This is a genomic window from Halomonas terrestris (assembly GCF_049166755.1).
GTDB lineage: Bacteria > Pseudomonadota > Gammaproteobacteria > Pseudomonadales > Halomonadaceae > Halomonas.
This window is the reverse complement of sequence record NZ_JBMHFZ010000031.1, coordinates 1-17862: the sequence shown is the minus strand read 5'-3', so window position 1 is coordinate 17862 and position 17862 is coordinate 1. Positions and strand designations below refer to the sequence as shown.

20 protein-coding genes are annotated in these 17862 nt (G+C 67.6%); 16 read left to right on the top strand and 4 right to left on the bottom strand.

Translation table 11 applies throughout. The features are described 5' to 3' along the window. The first annotated feature begins 240 nt into the window (after positions 1-240). The 5 genes from ACOMD9_RS20000 to ACOMD9_RS19980 all read left to right on the top strand — a co-directional run bounded on the left by ACOMD9_RS20000 (position 241) and on the right by ACOMD9_RS19980 (position 4540). Positions 241-861, top strand: a complete 621-nt coding sequence (locus tag ACOMD9_RS20000; RefSeq protein ID WP_421417763.1) for a c-type cytochrome — start codon at positions 241-243, stop codon at positions 859-861. A gap of 174 nt (positions 862-1035) precedes the next feature. After that, on the top strand, positions 1036-1668 hold the full coding sequence (locus tag ACOMD9_RS19995; protein WP_421417762.1) for a thiol:disulfide interchange protein DsbA/DsbL: 633 nt from the start codon (positions 1036-1038) through the stop codon (positions 1666-1668). 1 nt (position 1669) lies between these two features. Further along, positions 1670-2494, top strand: a complete 825-nt coding sequence (locus ACOMD9_RS19990; protein WP_421417761.1) for an endonuclease/exonuclease/phosphatase family protein — start codon at positions 1670-1672, stop codon at positions 2492-2494. A gap of 82 nt (positions 2495-2576) precedes the next feature. Beyond that, complete coding sequence (locus tag ACOMD9_RS19985) at positions 2577-3125, top strand: TRAP transporter small permease subunit (RefSeq protein ID WP_421417760.1); 549 nt, start codon at positions 2577-2579, stop codon at positions 3123-3125. After that, on the top strand, positions 3125-4540 hold the full coding sequence (locus tag ACOMD9_RS19980; protein WP_421417759.1) for a TRAP transporter large permease: 1416 nt from the start codon (positions 3125-3127) through the stop codon (positions 4538-4540). The genes ACOMD9_RS19985 and ACOMD9_RS19980 overlap by 1 nt, the downstream gene beginning before the upstream one ends. Positions 4541-4565: 25 nt before the next feature. Here the strand turns inward: ACOMD9_RS19980 and ACOMD9_RS19975 are convergent, their stop codons facing one another. Next, entirely contained in the window at positions 4566-4997 is a 432-nt protein-coding gene (locus ACOMD9_RS19975) for a YqaA family protein (protein WP_421417758.1), read from the bottom strand. Between the two features lie 45 nt (positions 4998-5042). Between ACOMD9_RS19975 and thiD the strand changes: the two genes are divergently transcribed. The 3 genes from thiD (at position 5043) to dtd (ending at position 7290) form a co-directional block, all read left to right on the top strand. Next, positions 5043-5855, top strand: a complete 813-nt coding sequence (gene thiD / locus ACOMD9_RS19970) for a bifunctional hydroxymethylpyrimidine kinase/phosphomethylpyrimidine kinase (RefSeq protein ID WP_421417757.1) — start codon at positions 5043-5045, stop codon at positions 5853-5855. A gap of 96 nt (positions 5856-5951) precedes the next feature. Next, the gene (locus ACOMD9_RS19965; protein WP_421417756.1) at positions 5952-6797 is read left to right on the top strand and encodes a universal stress protein; all 846 of its coding nucleotides are present in this window, start codon (positions 5952-5954) and stop codon (positions 6795-6797) included. 55 nt (positions 6798-6852) lie between these two features. Next, the gene (dtd, locus tag ACOMD9_RS19960; protein ID WP_421417755.1) at positions 6853-7290 is read left to right on the top strand and encodes a D-aminoacyl-tRNA deacylase; all 438 of its coding nucleotides are present in this window, start codon (positions 6853-6855) and stop codon (positions 7288-7290) included. Positions 7291-7456: 166 nt separating this feature from the next. Here the strand turns inward: dtd and ACOMD9_RS19955 are convergent, their stop codons facing one another. Next, positions 7457-9409, bottom strand: coding sequence for an ATP-binding cassette domain-containing protein (locus ACOMD9_RS19955; RefSeq protein ID WP_421417754.1), 1953 nt, complete (start codon positions 9407-9409; stop codon positions 7457-7459). A 57-nt stretch (positions 9410-9466) separates the two neighbouring features. On the opposite strand from ACOMD9_RS19955, the gene ACOMD9_RS19950 reads away from it, so the two are divergent. The 7 genes from ACOMD9_RS19950 to ACOMD9_RS19920 all read left to right on the top strand — a co-directional run bounded on the left by ACOMD9_RS19950 (position 9467) and on the right by ACOMD9_RS19920 (position 15531). Next, the gene (locus tag ACOMD9_RS19950) at positions 9467-10000 is read left to right on the top strand and encodes a TIGR02444 family protein (RefSeq protein ID WP_421417753.1); all 534 of its coding nucleotides are present in this window, start codon (positions 9467-9469) and stop codon (positions 9998-10000) included. A gap of 91 nt (positions 10001-10091) precedes the next feature. Then, positions 10092-11108, top strand: coding sequence for a TRAP transporter substrate-binding protein (locus ACOMD9_RS19945; protein WP_421417752.1), 1017 nt, complete (start codon positions 10092-10094; stop codon positions 11106-11108). Positions 11109-11301: 193 nt separating this feature from the next. Next, the gene (locus ACOMD9_RS19940; RefSeq protein ID WP_421417751.1) at positions 11302-11880 is read left to right on the top strand and encodes a TRAP transporter small permease; all 579 of its coding nucleotides are present in this window, start codon (positions 11302-11304) and stop codon (positions 11878-11880) included. 24 nt (positions 11881-11904) lie between these two features. Next, positions 11905-13188: a TRAP transporter large permease gene (locus ACOMD9_RS19935; RefSeq protein ID WP_421417750.1), complete on the top strand. Its 1284-nt coding sequence runs from the start codon at positions 11905-11907 to the stop codon at positions 13186-13188. A gap of 32 nt (positions 13189-13220) precedes the next feature. Next, entirely contained in the window at positions 13221-13664 is a 444-nt protein-coding gene (locus ACOMD9_RS19930) for a universal stress protein (protein ID WP_421417749.1), read from the top strand. A gap of 121 nt (positions 13665-13785) precedes the next feature. Continuing rightward, positions 13786-14472, top strand: coding sequence for an FKBP-type peptidyl-prolyl cis-trans isomerase (locus ACOMD9_RS19925; RefSeq protein ID WP_421417748.1), 687 nt, complete (start codon positions 13786-13788; stop codon positions 14470-14472). Positions 14473-14481: 9 nt separating this feature from the next. Next, entirely contained in the window at positions 14482-15531 is a 1050-nt protein-coding gene (locus ACOMD9_RS19920) for an alpha/beta hydrolase family protein (protein WP_421417747.1), read from the top strand. Between the two features lie 13 nt (positions 15532-15544). On the opposite strand, the gene ACOMD9_RS19915 is transcribed toward ACOMD9_RS19920, so the two are convergent. Both ACOMD9_RS19915 and ACOMD9_RS19910 read right to left on the bottom strand, forming a co-directional pair. Further along, complete coding sequence (locus tag ACOMD9_RS19915) at positions 15545-16141, bottom strand: SCO family protein (protein ID WP_421417746.1); 597 nt, start codon at positions 16139-16141, stop codon at positions 15545-15547. After that, positions 16138-16650, bottom strand: a complete 513-nt coding sequence (locus ACOMD9_RS19910) for a hypothetical protein (RefSeq protein WP_421417745.1) — start codon at positions 16648-16650, stop codon at positions 16138-16140. The genes ACOMD9_RS19915 and ACOMD9_RS19910 overlap by 4 nt, the downstream gene beginning before the upstream one ends. Before the next feature lie 110 nt (positions 16651-16760). Here ACOMD9_RS19910 and ACOMD9_RS19905 point away from each other — a divergent pair, with 110 nt between their 5' ends. Beyond that, a complete protein-coding gene (locus tag ACOMD9_RS19905; protein WP_421417744.1) occupies positions 16761-17675 on the top strand; it encodes an AEC family transporter in 915 nt (304 codons plus the stop codon). Positions 17676-17862: the final 187 nt, after the last annotated feature.

The window sequence follows — 17862 nt, the reverse complement described above, 5'->3', positions numbered from 1 at the left end:
TCCTGACGATGGTCGAGGGTGGCAGGGCCACGGCTTGCATTCCCGCGGCCGGGGTGATTCGTTATAATGCAGTGTCTTTTGTCTGCGACCCGGGGCACGCTAGTGTACCACCGCGCCCTCGACGTCCGCGAACTGCCAGGCCGCCGAGCAGCGGCATGGCCCGGCTCAGGCAGCCTTCGCGATCCGGGCGGCACCCAGGGTACGTACCGGTCAACAACGTAACGGGATAGTGGAACAGCGATGAGAAAGTTACTGGCAAGCCTGGCAATCACCATGGGCGCCGCGGGCACTGCCCACGCCGACCTGCAAGCCGATGCAGACGCTGCGGCCGGCCGCGAGAAGGCACAATCCTGCGCCGCCTGTCACGGCCAGGCAGGCATCAGCCCCTCCCCCTCCTTCCCGCACCTCGCCGGACAGCAGATGTCCTACACGGCGAAGCAGATCATGGACATCCGTGACGGCCACCGCGTGGTACCCGAGATGGCCGGACAGGTCGACAACTTCTCCGACCAGGATGCCTGGGACGTGGCCGCCCACTTCGCCGAGCAGGAGGCCAGCCTGGGCCAGGCCGACCCGGACGAGGAACTGATCGCCCGTGGCGAGGAGCTCTATCGCGCCGGGGACATGTCCAAGGGCATCCCGGCCTGCGCCGCCTGCCACACCCCGACCGGCGAAGGTATCGGCAGCGCCGTCTACCCGGCCCTCTCCGGCCAGTTCGCGCAGTATACCGTCTCCACCCTGCAGGACTTCGCCGCCGGCGAGCGGGCCAACGACCCGAGCAACATCATGCGCGACATCGCCGCCAAGATGAGCGATGCCGACATGGAGGCCGTGGCCAACTATGTACTCGGCCTGCACTGACATCACCACCGCCACCCGGCGTGACATCATCGTGCGAGGGCGGCCCCGGGGCCGCCCTCGTCGTCTCCGGTGACGACCACCCCCGCATGCCTCCCGGGAACCCCGACCATGAATCGGGCTCAAAGGCAGCGATGCCGCCCATGGTCCGGCAGCAACTCAAGGAGAGATCCCCCGATGTTCAAGCCCCTGATGGTTGCCCTGGCAGGCCTCGGCCTGTCGACCCTGGCCTCTGCCGCTCCCCTGGTGGAAGGCCAGCACTACGAGGTCCTCCCCGAGGCCGTCGAGACGCGCGTCGAACCAGGCCAGATCGAGGTCACCGAGGCCTTCTGGTACGGCTGCCCGCACTGCTACAACCTGCAGGGCCCCGTCACCGCCTGGTACGCCGACATCGGCGATGACGTCAGCGTGGTCCACCTGCCCGCCACCATGGGCGGCGACTGGAACCAGCACGCCCTGGCCTTCTACGCCGCCGAGGAGCTGGGCATCCGCGAGGAGGTGCATGCCGACTTCTTCGATGCCATCCACCAGAACAACCGAAGCCTCACCGAGGTCGACGACATCGCCGCCTTCTTCAGCGACTACGGGGTCAGCGAGGAGGACGCGCACCAGGCGCTGACATCCTTCGGCGTCAAGAGCCGGGTCAATCAGGCCCATGCCCGCATGCGTGCCATGCGCCTGATGGGAGTCCCTGCGCTGATGGTCGACGGCCGCTACCTGGTCACGCCCAGCAGTGCCGGCAGCCTCGACAACATGCCGCAGATCGCCGATGCCTTGGTCGAGAAGGTGCGCGAGGAGCGTGCGGACTGACATGCCTCATCTGGCCGATGCCAGGACACCGCTGCTCGATGGCGGCCACCTGAAGCTGCTCACCTTCAACCTGCAGGTGGGCATCCAGACCTCTGCGTACCATCACTACCTGACCCGCAGCTGGCAGCACCTGCTGCCGCACCCCAAGCGCATGCGGCGCCTGGACATGATGAGCGAGGTCATCGGCCGCTTCGACATCGTCGGCCTCCAGGAGGTCGACGGTGGCAGCTTCCGGTCCAACCATGTCAACCAGGTGGAGTACCTGGCGGCCCGCGCCGGCTTCCCGCACCATTTCCAGCAGCTCAACCGCAACCTGGGCCGCATCGCCCAGCACAGCAACGGGCTGCTGTCGCGACTGGCCCCGAGCCGCATCGAGGAGCACCGCCTGCCGGGGACCCTACCCGGCCGCGGCGCCATCCATGCCCGCTACGGCGAGGGGCCCGAGGCACTGCACATCTTCATCGCCCACCTGGCGCTGAGCCATCGCGGCCGGGTGCGCCAGCTCGACTACCTCAGCGAGATCATCCAGCCATTGCGCCACGTGGTGGTGATGGGCGACCTCAACTGCACCCCGGAGCAGCTGCACACCCATGATCGCTTCTGCACCTCGCTGCCGCTGCACCCGGTACGCCCGCTGCTCAGCTACCCCTCCTGGCAGCCGCGCCGGGCACTCGACCACATCCTGCTCTCCGACTCGCTGGAGGCCGGGGAGGTGCGCGTCCTCGACCACCTGTTCTCCGACCACCTGCCGATCGCCGTGGACGTGCTGCTGCCGCCGGCCTGCCTCCAGGCGGTCACCGCGCAGCTCAAGCGGGACATTCGCTGAGCACGCGTTGAGGGCCCGGGGATGACGATTGGCGCCGAATCGGCGATGATGCGTCCCCCATTCGCTTTCTACGAGACACTCCATGCCTTCCGCGAACCGTGAACCGGTCCTGCTAGCATGGCTAGACGGCTTCACCGACCGGATCGGGCGCGGGATCGCCTGGCTGGTCGTCGTCATGATGGCGGTGCAGTTCGCCATCGTGGTCATGCGCTACGTCCTCGGCATCCACAGCATCGTGATGCAGGAGTCGGTGATGTACATGCACGCCATGGTGTTCATGCTGGCGTCCGCCTGGACCCTGCGCAATGACGGCCATGTGCGGGTGGACATCTTCTACCGTCGACTCTCCGCCCGCGGCCGCGCCTGGATCGACCTCGGCGGCACCCTCTTCCTGCTGATCCCGGTGCTGGCGTTCATCGCCCTCTCGAGCCTCGGCTACGTGACCAGCAGCTGGTCGATCCTCGAGCGTTCGCCGGACGGCGGGATTCCCGCCGTCTTCCTGCTCAAGAGCCTGATCCTGCTGATGGTGGCACTGCTGATGATCCAGGCCATCGCCCAGGTGCTCCGCCAGACCCTGATCCTGCGCGGCCGGCTGCCGGGCCATACCCCCGGCCACGAGGAGGTCCTCTAGTGCTCGCCTCCCTCCTCGACTTCATCCCCCTGGTGCTGTTCGCCGCCGTCTGCGGCGTGTTGATGCTCGGCTATCCGGTGGCCCTGTCGCTGGCCGGCACCGCGCTGATCTTCGCCGGCATCGGCTATGCGCTGCTGCACATGGGCGTGCCGGTACCCTTCGAGACCCGCTACATGACCGCCTTGCCCAACCGGCTCTACGGCATCATGACCAACCAGACCCTGCTCGCCGTGCCGCTGTTCGTGCTGATGGGGGTGCTGCTGGAGAAGTCGCGGGTCGCCGAGACCCTGCTCGACGCCATGGCCCTGGCCTTCGGCGCCCTGCGTGGCGGCCTGGGCATCGCCGTGGTACTGGTCGGCATGCTGCTGGCCGCCTCCACCGGCATCGTCGGCGCCACCGTGGTGACCATGGGCCTGTTGTCGCTGCCGACCATGCTCAAGCGCGGCTACTCGCCGGCACTGGCCACCGGCAGCATCTGCGCCACCGGCACCCTGGGGCAGATCATCCCGCCCTCCATCGCCCTGGTGCTGCTCGGCGACGTGCTCTCCAACGCCTACCAGCAGGCCCAGCTGGCCATGGGGATATGGAGCCCGAAGACCCTGTCGGTGGGCGATCTCTTCATCGGCGCCCTGGTGCCCGGCCTGCTGCTGGTGGCGGCCTATATCCTCTACGTGACGGTCACCGCCTGGCTGAGACCGGAGACGGCGCCACCGGCCGACCGCCAGGCACTGATGAAGGAACTGGGCCACAGCGGCAGCCTCTGGCCCCTGCTGGTCAAGGGGCTGATCCCGCCGGTGCTGCTGATCGTCGCGGTGCTCGGCTCGATCCTCGGCGGCTTCGCCACCCCCACCGAGGCCTCGGCGGTGGGCGCCTTCGGTGCCTTCCTGCTGGCCCTGGCCAACCGCCGCCTGAGCCTGCCGATACTGCGCGAGGTGGTGCACTCCACCGCCCAGGTCACCAGCATGGTGTTCCTGATCCTGATCGGCGCCACCCTCTTCTCGCTGGTGTTCCGCGCCTTCGGCGGCGAGGAGCTGGTCATCGAGATGTTCGAGGCGCTGCCGGGCGGGGTGGTGGGTGCCACCCTGGTGGTGATGCTGGTGATCTTCCTGCTCGGCTTCATCCTCGACTTCATCGAGATCACCTTCGTGGTGGTGCCGATCGTCGGTCCGGTACTGCTCGCCATGGGCATCGACCCGATCTGGCTCGGCATCATGATCGCCGTGAACCTGCAGACCTCCTTCCTCACGCCGCCGTTCGGCTTCGCGCTCTTCTACCTGCGCGGCGTGACACCGGCGTCGGTACCGACCTCGGCGATCTACCGGGGGGTGATCCCGTTCATCCTGCTGCAGCTCGGCATGCTGCTGGCCCTGGCCCTGTTCCCGGGCATCGCCACCTGGCTGCCTTCCGTGCTCTGAGGACGGGCCCATCCGCTGGCTGCCGTTACTGGCAGAGGGGGGCGAGCCACTGCTGGGCCAGCAGGAGCACCACCGCATAGCGCGTGCCCTTGGCCAGGGTGATCAGCAGGATGGCCCGCCACCAGGGCAGCCGGAAGATACCGGCCAGCACGGTGAGCGGGTCGCCGATCACCGGCGCCCAGGAGGCCAGCAGGCTCCACTCGCCGAAGCGGAAGTACCAGCGCTCGGCCCGGGCCAGCCCCTCCCGCGAGGCGGGAAACCAGCGACGATCCTGGAAGCGCCTGGCATAGCGGCCCATCCAGACGTTGACCAGGCTGCCCAGGGTGTTGCCGCTGGTGGCCACCAGCCACAGCATGACGATGGGCTCGCCCAGGCACCAGAGTCGCGCCAGCCATACCTCGGAGCCGCCCGGCAGCAGGGTCGCGCTGACAAGGGCGACCAGGAACAGGCTCAGCATGCCATTCCCTGACCGATCGACACTTCCCTGCGATACGATGACGCCATGACACTCTCCCGATCCATTCCCAACGCGCTGACCATCGCCGGCTCCGACCCCAGCGGCGGCGCCGGCATCCAGGCCGACCTCAAGACCTTCTCGGCGCTGGGCGCCTATGGCACCAGCGTGATCACCGCCCTGACCGCCCAGAATACCCGCGGCGTCACCGGGGTCCACCCGGTGCCGGCGGACTTTATCGCCTCGCAACTCGAGACGCTACTGGCCGACATCGAGATCGATGCGGTGAAGATCGGCATGGTGACCAGCCGCGAGGTGGCCGAGACCCTGGCCGACATCCTCGGGCGCCGGCGGCCGCGCTGGATCGTGCTCGATCCGGTGATGGTGGCCAAGAGCGGCGATATCCTCGTCGATGACGCCGGCATCCGTGCGGTACGTGAGGTGCTGGTGCCGCTGGCCGACCTGATCACGCCCAACCTGCCGGAAGCCGCCGTGCTGCTGGAGTGCCCCGAACCCCGGGACCGGGAGGGCATGGAGGCCCTGGCCTCCCCGCTGCGCGCCCTGGGGGCGGGGGCCGTGCTGCTCAAGGGCGGCCACCTGGCCGGCGACGCCTGCCCGGACCTGCTGGTCACGGCCCGGGCGATGCACTGGCTGGAGGGGCCGCGCATCGCCACCGACAACCTCCACGGGACCGGCTGCACCCTCTCCTCGGCGATCACCGCCCGCCTGGCACTGGGTGACGACCTCGTCACCGCGGTGACTGCCGCCAAGGCCTGGCTCGCCACGGCGCTGGCCGAGAGCCGACGCCTTGACGTGGGTCAGGGACACGGACCGGTGCACCACTTCCACGCCTGGTGGTGACCGATTCGGCTTGCAGCCCGGCCGAGCCCCGCCCATCCTGAAGGTCCGACCCGCGGGCCATGCGCCCATCATCTTCGTGCACCAGAGGGATGCGTCATGACCCAGACCCTGCTGTTCGCCTGCGATCTTTCCGCGGAGAACCGTGCCGCCTATGCCCGAGCCGTCCGCCTGGCGGTGGAGCATGGTGCCCGCCTCGACGTGATCCATGTGCTCGACCCCTATCTGCCGCATCGGGTACTGCATGACCTGGAGGAAGCGGTGGTGGCCGACATGAGGGCCATGCTGACCGATATCCGCGAGGATTATGCCCTCCCCGAACCGCGGACGCTGATCCAGACCGTGGCGGGCTCACCCTACGCGGAGATCATCCGCGAGGCTCACGAGCGCAATGTCGACATGATCATCCTCGGTGCCCATCGCAAGCGCGGCCAGCCGGATCTCGTGGCCGGCACCACCCTGGCCCGGGTGCTGCGCAGCGCCCCCTGCCCGGTGCTCTCGGTGAGCCACCTGGCCACCCAGGAGTGGCGCGACATCCTGGTCCCGGTGGACTTCTCGCTGACCTCTCGCCACACCCTGCGCGAGACCCTCAAGCGCTTTCCCGAGGCCCGGCTCACCCTGCTGCACGCCTGGGACATTCCCGGCGAGCGGGAGCTGGGCTCCGACAGCGACTATGCCCGCTGGCGCGACCGCGAGGTGGCACGGCTCCGCACCCAGCTCGAGCGCGAGACCGAGCAGCTGATGGCCGAGCTCGACGACGTACCGGAGCTGGAGCTGGTCCTGGAGCAGGGCGACCCCCTGGAGGTGCTGATGAACCGCCTGCGTCGTCAGCCACCGGACCTGCTGGCACTGGGCAGCCGCGGTCAGCTGGGCCGCCAGAGCCAGATTACCGAGCACCTGCTTGCCGAGCCGCACTGCGACATCATGCTCTGCCGCGCCTGGTAGCCGCCGACGTGCTACCCTTCCCGGCCTGATCCCCAGGCAGAAGGAAGCGTGTCGGATGAAGGCCCTGATCCAGCGCGTACGGCGCGCCAGCGTGGAAGTGGAAGGCCGCGAGGTCGGCGCCATCGGCCAGGGACTGCTGGCCCTGGTGGGCGTCGAGAAGGGGGACGACGAGGCCGCGGCGGACCGGCTGGTGCACAAGCTGCTGCACTACCGGGTGTTCGGCGATGCCGAGGGCAGGATGAACCTCGACCTGCAGCAGGTCGACGGCGGGCTGCTGCTGGTCTCGCAGTTCACCCTGGCCGCCGATACCCGCAAGGGGCTGCGGCCCGGCTTCTCCAGCGCCGCGCCGCCCGCCGAGGGCGAGCGCCTCTTCCACTACCTGCTCGACCGCGCCCACGCATCCTGGCCGAAGGTCGCCAGCGGCGAGTTCGCCGCCAACATGCAGGTCTCGCTGGTCAACGACGGGCCGGTGACGTTTCTGCTGGAGAGCTGAGGGCACAAGACGCTCTGGAAGCATTCCGCGGCTGATCCGGCGACAGGCCTGCGAGGAGGCGCTGTGAACCCATCCCTGGGCGCTACATTTGCCATCCATGGCAAATGACCTCCTCTTCGGCCTGTCCCCGGCGCCGCTCACCTCGGCTAGTCATGCTCGGAATGCATCAAGCCCCGTTCTCCTGCAGCTCGGTCTCCATCGCCTCCAGCGCCTCCTCAGCGGCCAGCCAGTCGGCCTCCAGGTCGTCCAGCCGCGACTTGAGATCGCCCTGGCGCGCCAGGGTCCCGGTGAGCTCCTCCTTGCGGGCGGCGTCGGTATAGAGCTCGGCCTCGCCCAGCGCCGCTTCCACGGCGGCGAGCTCGGTCTGGACCTTCTCCATGGCCTGCTCGGCCCGGTCGCGCTGTCGCTTGAGCGGACGCAGCTTCTCGCGCAACTCGGCGGCGGCGCGCCGGGACGCCTTGCGATCCTCCTTCGGTGCCGGGCCCTCCGCCTGCCGTTCGGCCTTGTCGTTGCGGGCCTCGCGCCGCTCGCCCTCGAGCCGCGCCTTGAGCCAGGCGCGATAGTCCTCGAGGTCGCCGTCGAAGGGCTCGACCCGGTGATCGGCCACCCGCCAGAACTCGTCCACGGTGGCACGCAGCAGATGGCGATCGTGGGAGACGATGATCACCGTGCCCTCGAAGCTCGCCAGGGCCTCGGTGAGCGCCTCGCGCATCTCCAGGTCCAGGTGGTTGGTGGGCTCGTCGAGGAGCAGCAGGTTGGGCTTCTGCCAGGCCACCAGCGCCAGGGCCAGGCGCGCCTTCTCGCCGCCGGAGAACCTCGCCACCTCGCCGAAGGCGTCATCGCCCTGGAAGCCGAAACCGCCGAGGAAGTTGCGGATCTCCTGATCGCTTGCGGTGGGAGAGAGCCGCTGCACGTGCATGAAGGGCGTGGATGACAGGTCCAGCCCCTCGAGCTGGTGCTGGGCGAAGTAGCCGATGGCCAGGTGCTCGCCGGGCACCCGCCTGCCGGCCAGCAGCGGCAGCTCCCCGGTGAGCGACTTGATCAGGGTCGACTTGCCGGCGCCATTGGGGCCCAGCAGTCCGATGCGCTGCCCCGGCAGCAGGGTGAGCTTGACGCCATCGAGCTGGAGCGTCTCGCCGCCCGCCTCGTCGCGATAGCCCAGCCGCGCCTCGTCCAGCACCAGCAGCGGGTGGGAGATCTTGTCGGAGGCGGGAATGGTGAAGTGGAAGGGGGAATCGGCATGGGCCACGGCGATGTCGCCCATGCGCTCGAGCATCTTCAGCCGACTCTGCGCCTGACGCGCCTTGGTGGCCTTGGCACGGAAGCGCGCCACGAAGCGCTCGATCTCCTCGCGCCGGGCCTGCTGCTTGGCCGCCTCGGCCTGCTGCAGGGCCAGCTTCTCGGCCCGGGTGCGCTCGAAGGTGGTGTAGTTGCCGCGGTAGAGCACCAGGGCCTGGCGGTCGAAGTGCACGATGTGGTCGCACACGGCATCGAGAAAGTCGCGATCGTGGGAGATCAGCAGCAGGGTACCCGGGTAGCGCACCAGCCACTGCTCGAGCCACAGCAGCGCATCGAGGTCCAGGTGGTTGGTGGGCTCGTCGAGCAGCAGCAGGTCGGAGGGCATGAACAGGGTGCGCGCCAGGTTGGCCCGCATGCGCCAGCCACCGGAAAAGTCGGATAGCGGCCGCTCGAGGTCGGCCTGGGCGAAGCCGAGCCCCACCAGCAGCTGGGCGGCCCGGGCCGGTGCGCTGTAGCCATCCAGGGCCTCGATGATGCCGTGGAGCTCGGCCTCGCGGTGGGCATCGCCACCTTCGCGGGCCGCCTCCAGTTCGGCCTCGGTACGCCGCAGCTCATGATCGCCGTCGAGCACATAGTCGACGATGGGCCGGTCCAGCGCCTCCACCTCCTGGGCCATGTGGGCGATGCGCTGGCCGCCGCTCATCTCCACCTGGCCGCTATCCGGCACCAGCCGGCCCAGCAGCAGGCCGAACAGGCTCGACTTGCCGGCGCCGTTGGGACCGACGATTCCCGCCTTGTGCCCCGCATGCAGGGTCAGGTCGGCCCCCTCGAACAGTCGCTGGGTGCCGCGTTGCAGGGAAACTTGGCGCAGTGCGATCATGCTGGCTCCACTCGGCAGTGCGTGAGACTGCCGCCGCGACACGACGACAGCCGAGAGATGACCCCCGATTCTACCGAAATGTCGGCCGCTCTGCGGGCCCGGCTCGCCGCCAGCCCACTCTGGGACTTCGCCCTCGCCTTCTACGCCCGGGATGGCGTCGAGGCCGCCTGCCTGCACCTCCAGGACGACGCCGGTCTGGACGTCTGCGAACTGCTGTGGCACTGCTGGCTGTACCACCACGGCCTCGGCCCGCCCGACGACCCCGACGGCATGGCCGGAATCCGGCGCTGGCAGCGGGAGGTCACGGTGCCGCTGCGACACCTGCGCCGCAGCCTGAAGGCCGAGGCCGGAGCGCGAACCGGCGTCGCCGAGCTGCGTCGCACCCTCAAGCAGGCCGAGCTCGAGGCCGAGCGGGAGACCCTCGCCCGCCTGGAAGCGCTGGCCATCGCTGGACGGCTGACGCCTTTGCCTCCCGCTCGGGCTGGACTCGAGAAACATCTTGCCGATTGCCTGCAACTACAGAAAAAATCGCATCTTTCTGCCCTGCAAAGGCTGGAAAGCTCCCTTGACCCCTCAGGAGGCCCACGCTAGCCTGAAATTAGCTGTGCAGGCCCTTTACCTGCGCGTTACCTGGCAATATCAACCGATCTTGACCAGTCCAACCTGCGAGGGGAACACAAGAATGAAGGCAACCAAGCTGTTGACCACGGCCAGCATCGGCGCCCTGCTGTTCGGCATGTCCGCTGCGGCCCATTCCGCCAACTGGCGCTATGCCCATGAAGAGTTCGAGGGCGATGTCCAGGACGTATTTGCCGTCGCCTTCAAGGAGTATATCGAGGAAAACTCCGACAATACCGTCCAGATCTATCGCTTCGGCGAACTCGGCGAGTCCGACGACATCATGGAGCAGACCCAGGCGGGCATCCTGCAGTTCGTCAACCAGTCCCCCGGCTTCACCGGTGCCCTGATTCCCGAGGCACAGATCTTCTTCATTCCCTACCTGCTGCCGACCGACGAGGAAACCGTCCTCGAGTTCTTCGACGAGAGCAAGGCCATCAACGAGATGTTCCCGGAGCTCTATGCCGAACAGGGCCTGGAACTGCTCAAGATGTATCCGGAAGGCGAGATGGTCATCACCGTCGACGAGCCGATCCGCACCCCGGAAGAGCTGCGCGGCAAGAACATCCGCACCATGACCAACCCGCTGCTCGCCGCCACCTATCGGGCCTTCGGCGCCAGCCCGACGCCACTGCCCTGGGGCGAGGTCTACGGTGGCCTGCAGACCAACATCATCCAGGGCCAGGAGAACCCGATCTTCTGGATCGAGTCCGGCGGCCTCTACGAGGTCTCCCCCCACCTGGTGTTCACCGGCCACGGCTGGTTCACCACCGCCATGATGGCCAACCAGGACTTCTTCGACGGCCTCTCCGAGGAGGAGCAGCAGCTGGTGCGTGATGCCGCCGATGCGGCCTACGACCACACCATCGAGCACATCTCCGGGCTTGCCGAGGAGTCCCTGGCCAAGATCCAGGAGGCCTCCGACGAGGTCACCGTGACACGCCTGAACGAGGAGGAGATCCAGGCCTTCCGCGAGCGTGCCCCGGAAGTCGAGGAGGAGTTCGTCGAGATGACCGGCGAGCGTGGCCAGGAGCTGCTCGACCAGTTCAAGGCCGACCTGGAAGCCGTGATGAGCGAATGACCCCTCGGGGAATCCGTCATCACAGCCAGCAGGGGGTAGCCGACAGGCTACCCCCTTTGCCTTCACGGCCCGTCCGGCGCGGCCAATCAGCGTTGAAGCCCCGGCACGGGGGTCCGGCCACCCGTTGCGTACCCTTGAGAAAGAGCAGGGCGACAACTCATCTCTCGGGGAAACCCCTCAGGAGTCTGGTCACATGACTGAAGAAGAATCCGAAAAGAACTACCGGTCGACGCTGCCCGGTCCCCTGGGGCCGATCGATACCTGGATCAGCAGGATCGAGGCGGTGATCCTCGCCTTGGGGATTATCCTCATGGCCATCAATACCATCGCCAACGTCATCGGCCGCTTCGTGTTCGGCGAGAGCCTGCACTTCGCCGAGGAGATCAATCGCATCCTGATCGTGATGGTGACCTTCGCCGGTATCGGCTATGCGGCACGCCATGGGCGACACATCCGCATGTCGGCGATCTATGATGCCCTTCCCACCGGCGGGCGCCGCGCCCTGATGATCTTCATCTGCCTGTTCACCTCCCTGGTGATGTTCGTGCTCTGCTACTACTCGATCGGCTACATCACCACCGTCTACGGGCGCGGCCGGGTGCTGCCGTCACTGAGCATCCCGGTGTGGATCATGTATGTCTGGGTCCCGGTGGGCTTCACCATCACCGGCATCCAGTACCTGCTGACCGCGATCAAGAACCTCACCTCCCGTGATGTCTACCTGTCGACCCATGTGGTAGACGGCTACAAGGACACGGAAACGGAAGTCTGACGCAGGGCACGAGAGGAATCCCCCATGACAACCATCATCGTCTCCATCATGATCGTGCTGCTCCTGCTGGGCTTCCCGATGATGATTCCCCTGGCCACCGCGGCCTTCGTCGGTTTCTACATGACCTTCGGCGGTACCGGCCAGATGGAAACCCTGATCCAGCAGCTGATGGGCGGCATCCGCCCCACGGCACTGATCGCTGTGCCATTGTTCATCCTGGCGGCCGACATCATGACCCGCGGCCAGTCGGCCAACCGCCTGATCAACATGGTCATGAGCTTCGTCGGCCATATCAAGGGGGGGCTGGCGGTGAGCACCGCGGCCTCCTGCACCCTGTTCGGCGCCGTGTCGGGCTCCACCCAGGCCACGGTGGTGGCGGTCGGCTCGCCGCTGCGCCCGCGCATGCTCAAGGCCGGCTACAAGGACCCCTTCACCCTGGCGCTGATCATCAACTCCAGTGACATCGCCTTCCTGATCCCGCCGAGCATCGGCATGATCATCTACGGGGTCATCTCCGGCACCTCCATCGGCGAACTGTTCATCGCCGGTATCGGCCCGGGGCTGCTGATCCTGGCGATGTTCTCGGTCTACTGCGTGATCTATGCCGTCGTCAAGGACGTCCCCACCGAGCCCCGCGCCACCTGGAAGGAGCGTACCCTGTCGGTGCGCGACGCCCTCTGGCCACTGGGTTTCCCGGTGCTGATCGTCGGCGGGATCTACGGTGGCATCTTCAGTCCCACCGAGGCCGCCGCGGCCTGCGTGCTCTATGCGGTACTGCTGGAGTTCGTGATCTTCCGCTCACTGAAGCTGCCGGACATCTACACCATCGCCAAGTCCACCGGCCTGATCACCGCCGTGGTCTTCATCCTGGTGGCGGTGGGCAACGGCTTCTCCTGGATCATCTCCTTTGCCCAGATCCCGCAGACGCTCCTTGCCGCCTTCGGGATCAACGAGGCCGGACCGATCGGGGTGCTGGTGGCGATCTCCATCGCCTTCTTCGTCGCCTGCATGTTCGTCGACCCCATCGTGGTGATCCTGGTACTGACGCCGATCTTCGCTCCCGCCATCGCCGCTTCGGGGCTCGACCCGGTGCTGGTCGGCGTGCTGATCACCCTGCAGGTGGCAATAGGTTCGGCGACGCCACCCTTCGGCTGTGACATCTTCACCGCCATCGCCATCTTCAAGCGACCCTACTGGGAGGTGATCCGCGGCACACCGCCCTTCGTCTTCATGCTGGTGCTGGCGGCGGCGCTGATCATCCTCTTCCCGCAGATCGCGCTGTTCCTGCGCGACCTGGCCTTCCGCTGAAACCGGTCCACTAACCCCAGGAGATGGTCACGATGTTCAATCGGATACTGATACCGGTGGATGGCTCGAAGGGAGCGTTGAAGGCCCTGGAGAAGGCCGTGGGGCTGCAGATGCTGACCGGTGCCGAACTCTACATCCTGTGCGTGTTCAAGCACCACAGCCTGCTGGAGGCCTCGCTCTCCATGGTCCGGCCCGACAAGCTGGACATCCCGGACGACGCCCTCAAGGAGTACGCCACCGAGATCGCCGTGCACGCCAAGAATCAAGCGCTGGAGCTGGGCGCCGAACCCGACAGGCTGCGCGCCTTCGTCAAGGGCGGCCGCCCGTCGCGCACCATCGTGCGCTTTGCACGCAAGCGCGAGTGTGACCTGGTCGTGATCGGCGCCCAGGGCACCAACGGCGAGAAGAGCATGATGCTGGGCAGCGTGGCCCAGCGGGTGGCCGGCTCGGCCCACTGTCCCACCCTGGTCGTCTGACCCCCCCCCTGCCGGGCCGGTCTCCCGCATCCCACTCTGGTGCGGAACCGGCCCCGCCCTGTTACAGTCCCATGGTTTCCATGCACTGGCGCCCCCGGCGCCCGGACTACAAGGCCTGTTCATGAAGAGACTGCTGACCACCGCATCCCTGACCGCCCTGCTGGGTGCCGCCCCCCTGGCACTGGCGGCACCGGAGACCGACGACGAACGCCTCGGCTACAGCCTCGGCGTGACCCTGGGCCAGAGCATCCAGCAGGACGTCGCCGACCTGAACGTCGACGCCTTCACCCAGGCCATCCACGACGTCTTCGAAGGCGGCGAACTGGCCATGAGCGACGAGGAGATGGCCGAGGCGCTGATGCGCTTCCAGCAGGAGGCGATGGCAGCCCGCGAGGCCGAGGCCGAACAGCTGGCCGAGGCCAACCGTGTCGACGGCGAGGCCTTCCTGGCCGCCAACGCCGATGAGGAGGGCGTCGAGGTCACCGATTCCGGCCTGCAGTACAGGGTGCTGGAGGCCGGCGATGGCGCCACGCCCGGCCCCGAATCCAGCGTCGAGGTGCACTACGAGGGCACCCTGATCGACGGCACCGTCTTCGACAGCTCCTACGAGCGCGGCGAGCCTGTCAGCTTCCGGGTCGGCCAGGTCATCGAGGGGTGGCAGGAAGCGCTGCAGCTGATGAGCGTCGGCGACACCTGGGAGATCGTGATCCCCTCCGAGCTGGCCTATGGCGCCCAGGGCCAGGGCCCCATCGGTCCCCACGAGACGCTGATCTTCAAGGTCGAGCTGCTGGGCGTGGACGCTGACTGACCGCCATCCATGATCAAGCTCGCCATTGCCGCCGCCCTCGCCCTGATGGTGCCGGCGGCCTCCCTGTCCGCCTCCGAACGGCTTCCCGAACCACCCCGGCTGGGCATTGACGCCGATGACATCAGTGTCATCGGTATCTCCTCCGGTGGTTACATGGCCACTCAGCTCGCCGTCGCCTGGCCCGAACGGTTCTCCGGGCTTGGCGTGCTTGCCGCCGGCCCCTGGTCCTGCGCCCAGGGCACCCTGCGCCGGGCCCTGGGCCAGTGCATGACCACCCGGCTCGGACCACCCCGCCTGGACGAGCTGGCCCTGCGTCACCAGGACTACCTGGAGCGCGACCTGGTGGGCGCCCCCCGGGCGCTTGCCGGATTGCGGGTGTTCGTCTGGCATGGCGACGCGGACGATACGGTGTCGCCGACCCTGGGCAGCGCCCTGGCCGAACAGTTCCGCGACTGGCTGGAGGACCCCGACCGGCAGCTACACCTGCTGGAAAGCGAGGGCATCGGCCATGGCTGGCCGGTCGGTCATCGTGGGGAGCCCTTGCCCGCCACCACGCTCACCGACTGCCGTGGTGGGGGCGGCACCCACCTGCTGGCCTGCGACCTGGACATCGCCGGGGAAGCGCTGGGCTGGCTGCACGGCGACCTCGTCCCCCCCGGGGAGGACAGGCCACGCGGTGAGTTGATGCGCTTCGACCAGGCGGCGATGCAGGACGCCAAGGGCCTCGACGACGCCGGTTACCTGTTCGTGCCGGAGGGGTGCAGGGAAGGCGGCTGCGGCCTGACCGTGGCGCTGCATGGCTGTGCCATGGGCGCCAGTCAGCTCGACGAGACCTTCGTGCGCCACAACGGGTTGAACGAGTGGGCGGCCAGCAATCGTCGGGTGGTGCTCTATCCCCAGGCAGAGACCAGCCTGGCCAATCCCCAGGGTTGCTGGGACTGGTGGGGCTTTGCCGAGAGCACCTGGCAGCTGAATCCCCTCCACGATACCCGGCAGGGAACCCAGGTGCGGGCCCTGATGGGCATGATCGACCGCCTGGAGGAGACCCCGGACAGCTGATGCCGCAGGCGCGTCAGCCGCCCAGTTCGCTCTCCAGGGCCGAGAGCAGGGCATGGGGGGCGGGGGAATAGAGCACTCGCTTCCGGATCCTGCCCTCCCGGTCGACCAGGTAGAGTGACGAGCTGTGGTCGATGGTGTACTCCATCGCCGATTCCGGCGTCTCCACGCGGCGCCAGACCACGCCGTAGCGTTCGGCGATCTCCTCCAGCTGCTCCTGGCTGCCGGTGGCACCGATGAAGGCATCGCCGAAGTAGCCGGTGTATTCGCTCAACCGCTCCAGGGTGTCCCGCTCGGGATCCACCGACACCATCACCGGCACCACCCGCTCGCGGCTGGCCTCGTCCAGCTCGGAGAGTGCCTGGCGCACCACGGCCATGCTCATGGGGCAGACGTCGGGGCAATAGGTGTAACCGAAGAAGAGCACTGCCAGCTGGTCGTCGTCGAGCTGGGTGAGCGCAAAGTCACCACGGGTGGAAGGCAGTTCGACGGGGCCTCCCTGGGGCCCGTTGCCCGTACCGCGGACGGCCTGCTGTTGATACCAGGCATACCCGCTGAGGGCGATGATCAACACGATCACTGCCAGCCCTATCCAGATCCCCTGTCGCTTCATGGTGTACGTCGCTCCACATCGAAATCGAACCAGCTTCCCAGACGCCCCCGGGAAGTCTCCACTACCACCTTCGCTCGCCATGGCATGATCGACTCGGTACAGATCGATACCTGGCCTTCGCCACGGAAGATGCCCTCCCCATCGCGAGCGAGCGGGAAGCGGTGCAGCCCCATGTCCATGTCACGGCCGACGAACTCGACGCGTGCCGACTCGGCCTCGAGCCCCCCCAGGACCACTTCCAGCGGCAGGACCTCCAGCGCCTGGATGCGCCCGGGGACCCTGGCCTCCAGCGTGAGGCTGGCCCCCTGGTCAAGGGTCGCCGTGCAGGGACCGGCGTGCAAGTCGCAAGGCGTTTGCGGGGCGAACCAGCGCACTTCGCCACCACCGCGAAGACTGTAGCTGGTCAGGTACCAGAGAGCCACGGCGATGACCACCAGTGTCGCCAGGATCAGCAGGCGCAGCAGCGGGGATCGCGAGACACCGGTTTCCATCAGGGTGCGATCAGGCATGGCGGCGAAAGAAGCACTCCACAGGTGGCAGGATGAAGGTAAGCTTATCAGCATTTGCCCTGGGCAGACTGCGCAAGGATGTCGCAGGGCGGCACGATGAGGAGGCATCCATGGAGGGAGTGGCGAGTGCACTGGGACCCTTGTTCCTGCTGATCCTGCTGGGAGCCGTGCTGGGTCGACGACGACAACCCGGTGGCGACTTCTGGCCACAGATGGAGCGGCTGATCTATTTCCTGCTGTTTCCCGCCATGCTGATCTCGACCCTGGCCAGCGCCGATGTGAGCCAGGTGCCGGTCGCCCGGCTGGCCCTGACCCTGCTGGGTGCCATGGGGCTGTTCGCTTCCCTGCTGTGGCTTCTTCGCGGACGGCTCCGGCTCGGTCCCCCGGCCTTCACCTCCGCCTTCCAGGGGGCCCTGCGCTTCAACACCTACGTGGGCGTGGCCGGCGCCGCGGCACTGCACGGCGGGGCCGGCGCCACCGTGGCCGCCGTGGCGGTGGCGCTGATGGTCCCCGTGGTCAACGTGCTGTGCGTGGCCAGCTTCATCGCCGCCGGCACCCTGGGGGCCTCCAGCCTGGGCCGCAGCCTGGCCGCCCTGGTACGCAACCCGCTGATCCTCGGCTGCCTGATCGGCATCGCCCTCAATCTCAGCGGCATCGGCCTGCCCGGCTGGAGCGGCGCCACCGTGGAGCTGCTGGGCCGCGCGGCCCTGCCGCTGGGCCTGGTCGCCGTGGGGGTGGCACTGCGACCGGCCTCACTGATCCGGCTGGACCGCGGCGTCTGGACCTCCAACCTGGTCAAGCTGGTGCTGATGCCGGCACTGGTGCTGGCGCTCGCCCTGGCCCTGGGGCTCGACCCGGTGAGCCGCGACGTGGCCCTGCTGTTCGCGGCCCTGCCCACCGCCACCTCGGCGTATATCCTGGCCCGACAGCTGGGTGGCGACGCCGAGCTGATGGCGGCGCTGATCACCGGTCAGACGCTGCTGGCGATGCTGACACTTCCCCTGTGGCTGCAGCTCGCCGGCTAGCGCCGGGATCAAACAAAAAAGATTCGCATTCATGTTGACGCCACAAATGAGAATCATTACCCTTGGAGTCGTGGCGTTGATGAGGCGCCACAATCAGGGCAGGGCCCGCCAGTCTCCTGCCGTGGTTTCTCCCTCTCATTGCTAGTCACGGTCTTGACGACGGCTCCCCGAGCCGTCGTTTTTTTCA

Excerpts from the sequence above, each read along its gene's own strand:
- ACOMD9_RS20000 (WP_421417763.1), top strand. The coding sequence starts at position 241 with ATGAGAAAGTTACTGGCAAGCCTGGCAATCACCATGGGCGCCGCGGGC.
- ACOMD9_RS19995 (WP_421417762.1), top strand. The coding sequence starts at position 1,036 with ATGTTCAAGCCCCTGATGGTTGCCCTGGCAGGCCTCGGCCTGTCGACC.
- ACOMD9_RS19990 (WP_421417761.1), top strand. The coding sequence starts at position 1,670 with ATGCCTCATCTGGCCGATGCCAGGACACCGCTGCTCGATGGCGGCCAC.
- ACOMD9_RS19985 (WP_421417760.1), top strand. The coding sequence starts at position 2,577 with ATGCCTTCCGCGAACCGTGAACCGGTCCTGCTAGCATGGCTAGACGGC.
- ACOMD9_RS19975 (WP_421417758.1), bottom strand. The coding sequence starts at position 4,997 with ATGCTGAGCCTGTTCCTGGTCGCCCTTGTCAGCGCGACCCTGCTGCCG.
- thiD (WP_421417757.1), top strand. The coding sequence starts at position 5,043 with ATGACACTCTCCCGATCCATTCCCAACGCGCTGACCATCGCCGGCTCC.
- ACOMD9_RS19965 (WP_421417756.1), top strand. The coding sequence starts at position 5,952 with ATGACCCAGACCCTGCTGTTCGCCTGCGATCTTTCCGCGGAGAACCGT.
- dtd (WP_421417755.1), top strand. The coding sequence starts at position 6,853 with ATGAAGGCCCTGATCCAGCGCGTACGGCGCGCCAGCGTGGAAGTGGAA.
- ACOMD9_RS19955 (WP_421417754.1), bottom strand. The coding sequence starts at position 9,409 with ATGATCGCACTGCGCCAAGTTTCCCTGCAACGCGGCACCCAGCGACTG.
- ACOMD9_RS19950 (WP_421417753.1), top strand. The coding sequence starts at position 9,467 with ATGACCCCCGATTCTACCGAAATGTCGGCCGCTCTGCGGGCCCGGCTC.
- ACOMD9_RS19945 (WP_421417752.1), top strand. The coding sequence starts at position 10,092 with ATGAAGGCAACCAAGCTGTTGACCACGGCCAGCATCGGCGCCCTGCTG.
- ACOMD9_RS19940 (WP_421417751.1), top strand. The coding sequence starts at position 11,302 with ATGACTGAAGAAGAATCCGAAAAGAACTACCGGTCGACGCTGCCCGGT.
- ACOMD9_RS19935 (WP_421417750.1), top strand. The coding sequence starts at position 11,905 with ATGACAACCATCATCGTCTCCATCATGATCGTGCTGCTCCTGCTGGGC.
- ACOMD9_RS19930 (WP_421417749.1), top strand. The coding sequence starts at position 13,221 with ATGTTCAATCGGATACTGATACCGGTGGATGGCTCGAAGGGAGCGTTG.
- ACOMD9_RS19925 (WP_421417748.1), top strand. The coding sequence starts at position 13,786 with ATGAAGAGACTGCTGACCACCGCATCCCTGACCGCCCTGCTGGGTGCC.
- ACOMD9_RS19920 (WP_421417747.1), top strand. The coding sequence starts at position 14,482 with ATGATCAAGCTCGCCATTGCCGCCGCCCTCGCCCTGATGGTGCCGGCG.
- ACOMD9_RS19915 (WP_421417746.1), bottom strand. The coding sequence starts at position 16,141 with ATGAAGCGACAGGGGATCTGGATAGGGCTGGCAGTGATCGTGTTGATC.
- ACOMD9_RS19910 (WP_421417745.1), bottom strand. The coding sequence starts at position 16,650 with ATGCCTGATCGCACCCTGATGGAAACCGGTGTCTCGCGATCCCCGCTG.
- ACOMD9_RS19905 (WP_421417744.1), top strand. The coding sequence starts at position 16,761 with ATGGAGGGAGTGGCGAGTGCACTGGGACCCTTGTTCCTGCTGATCCTG.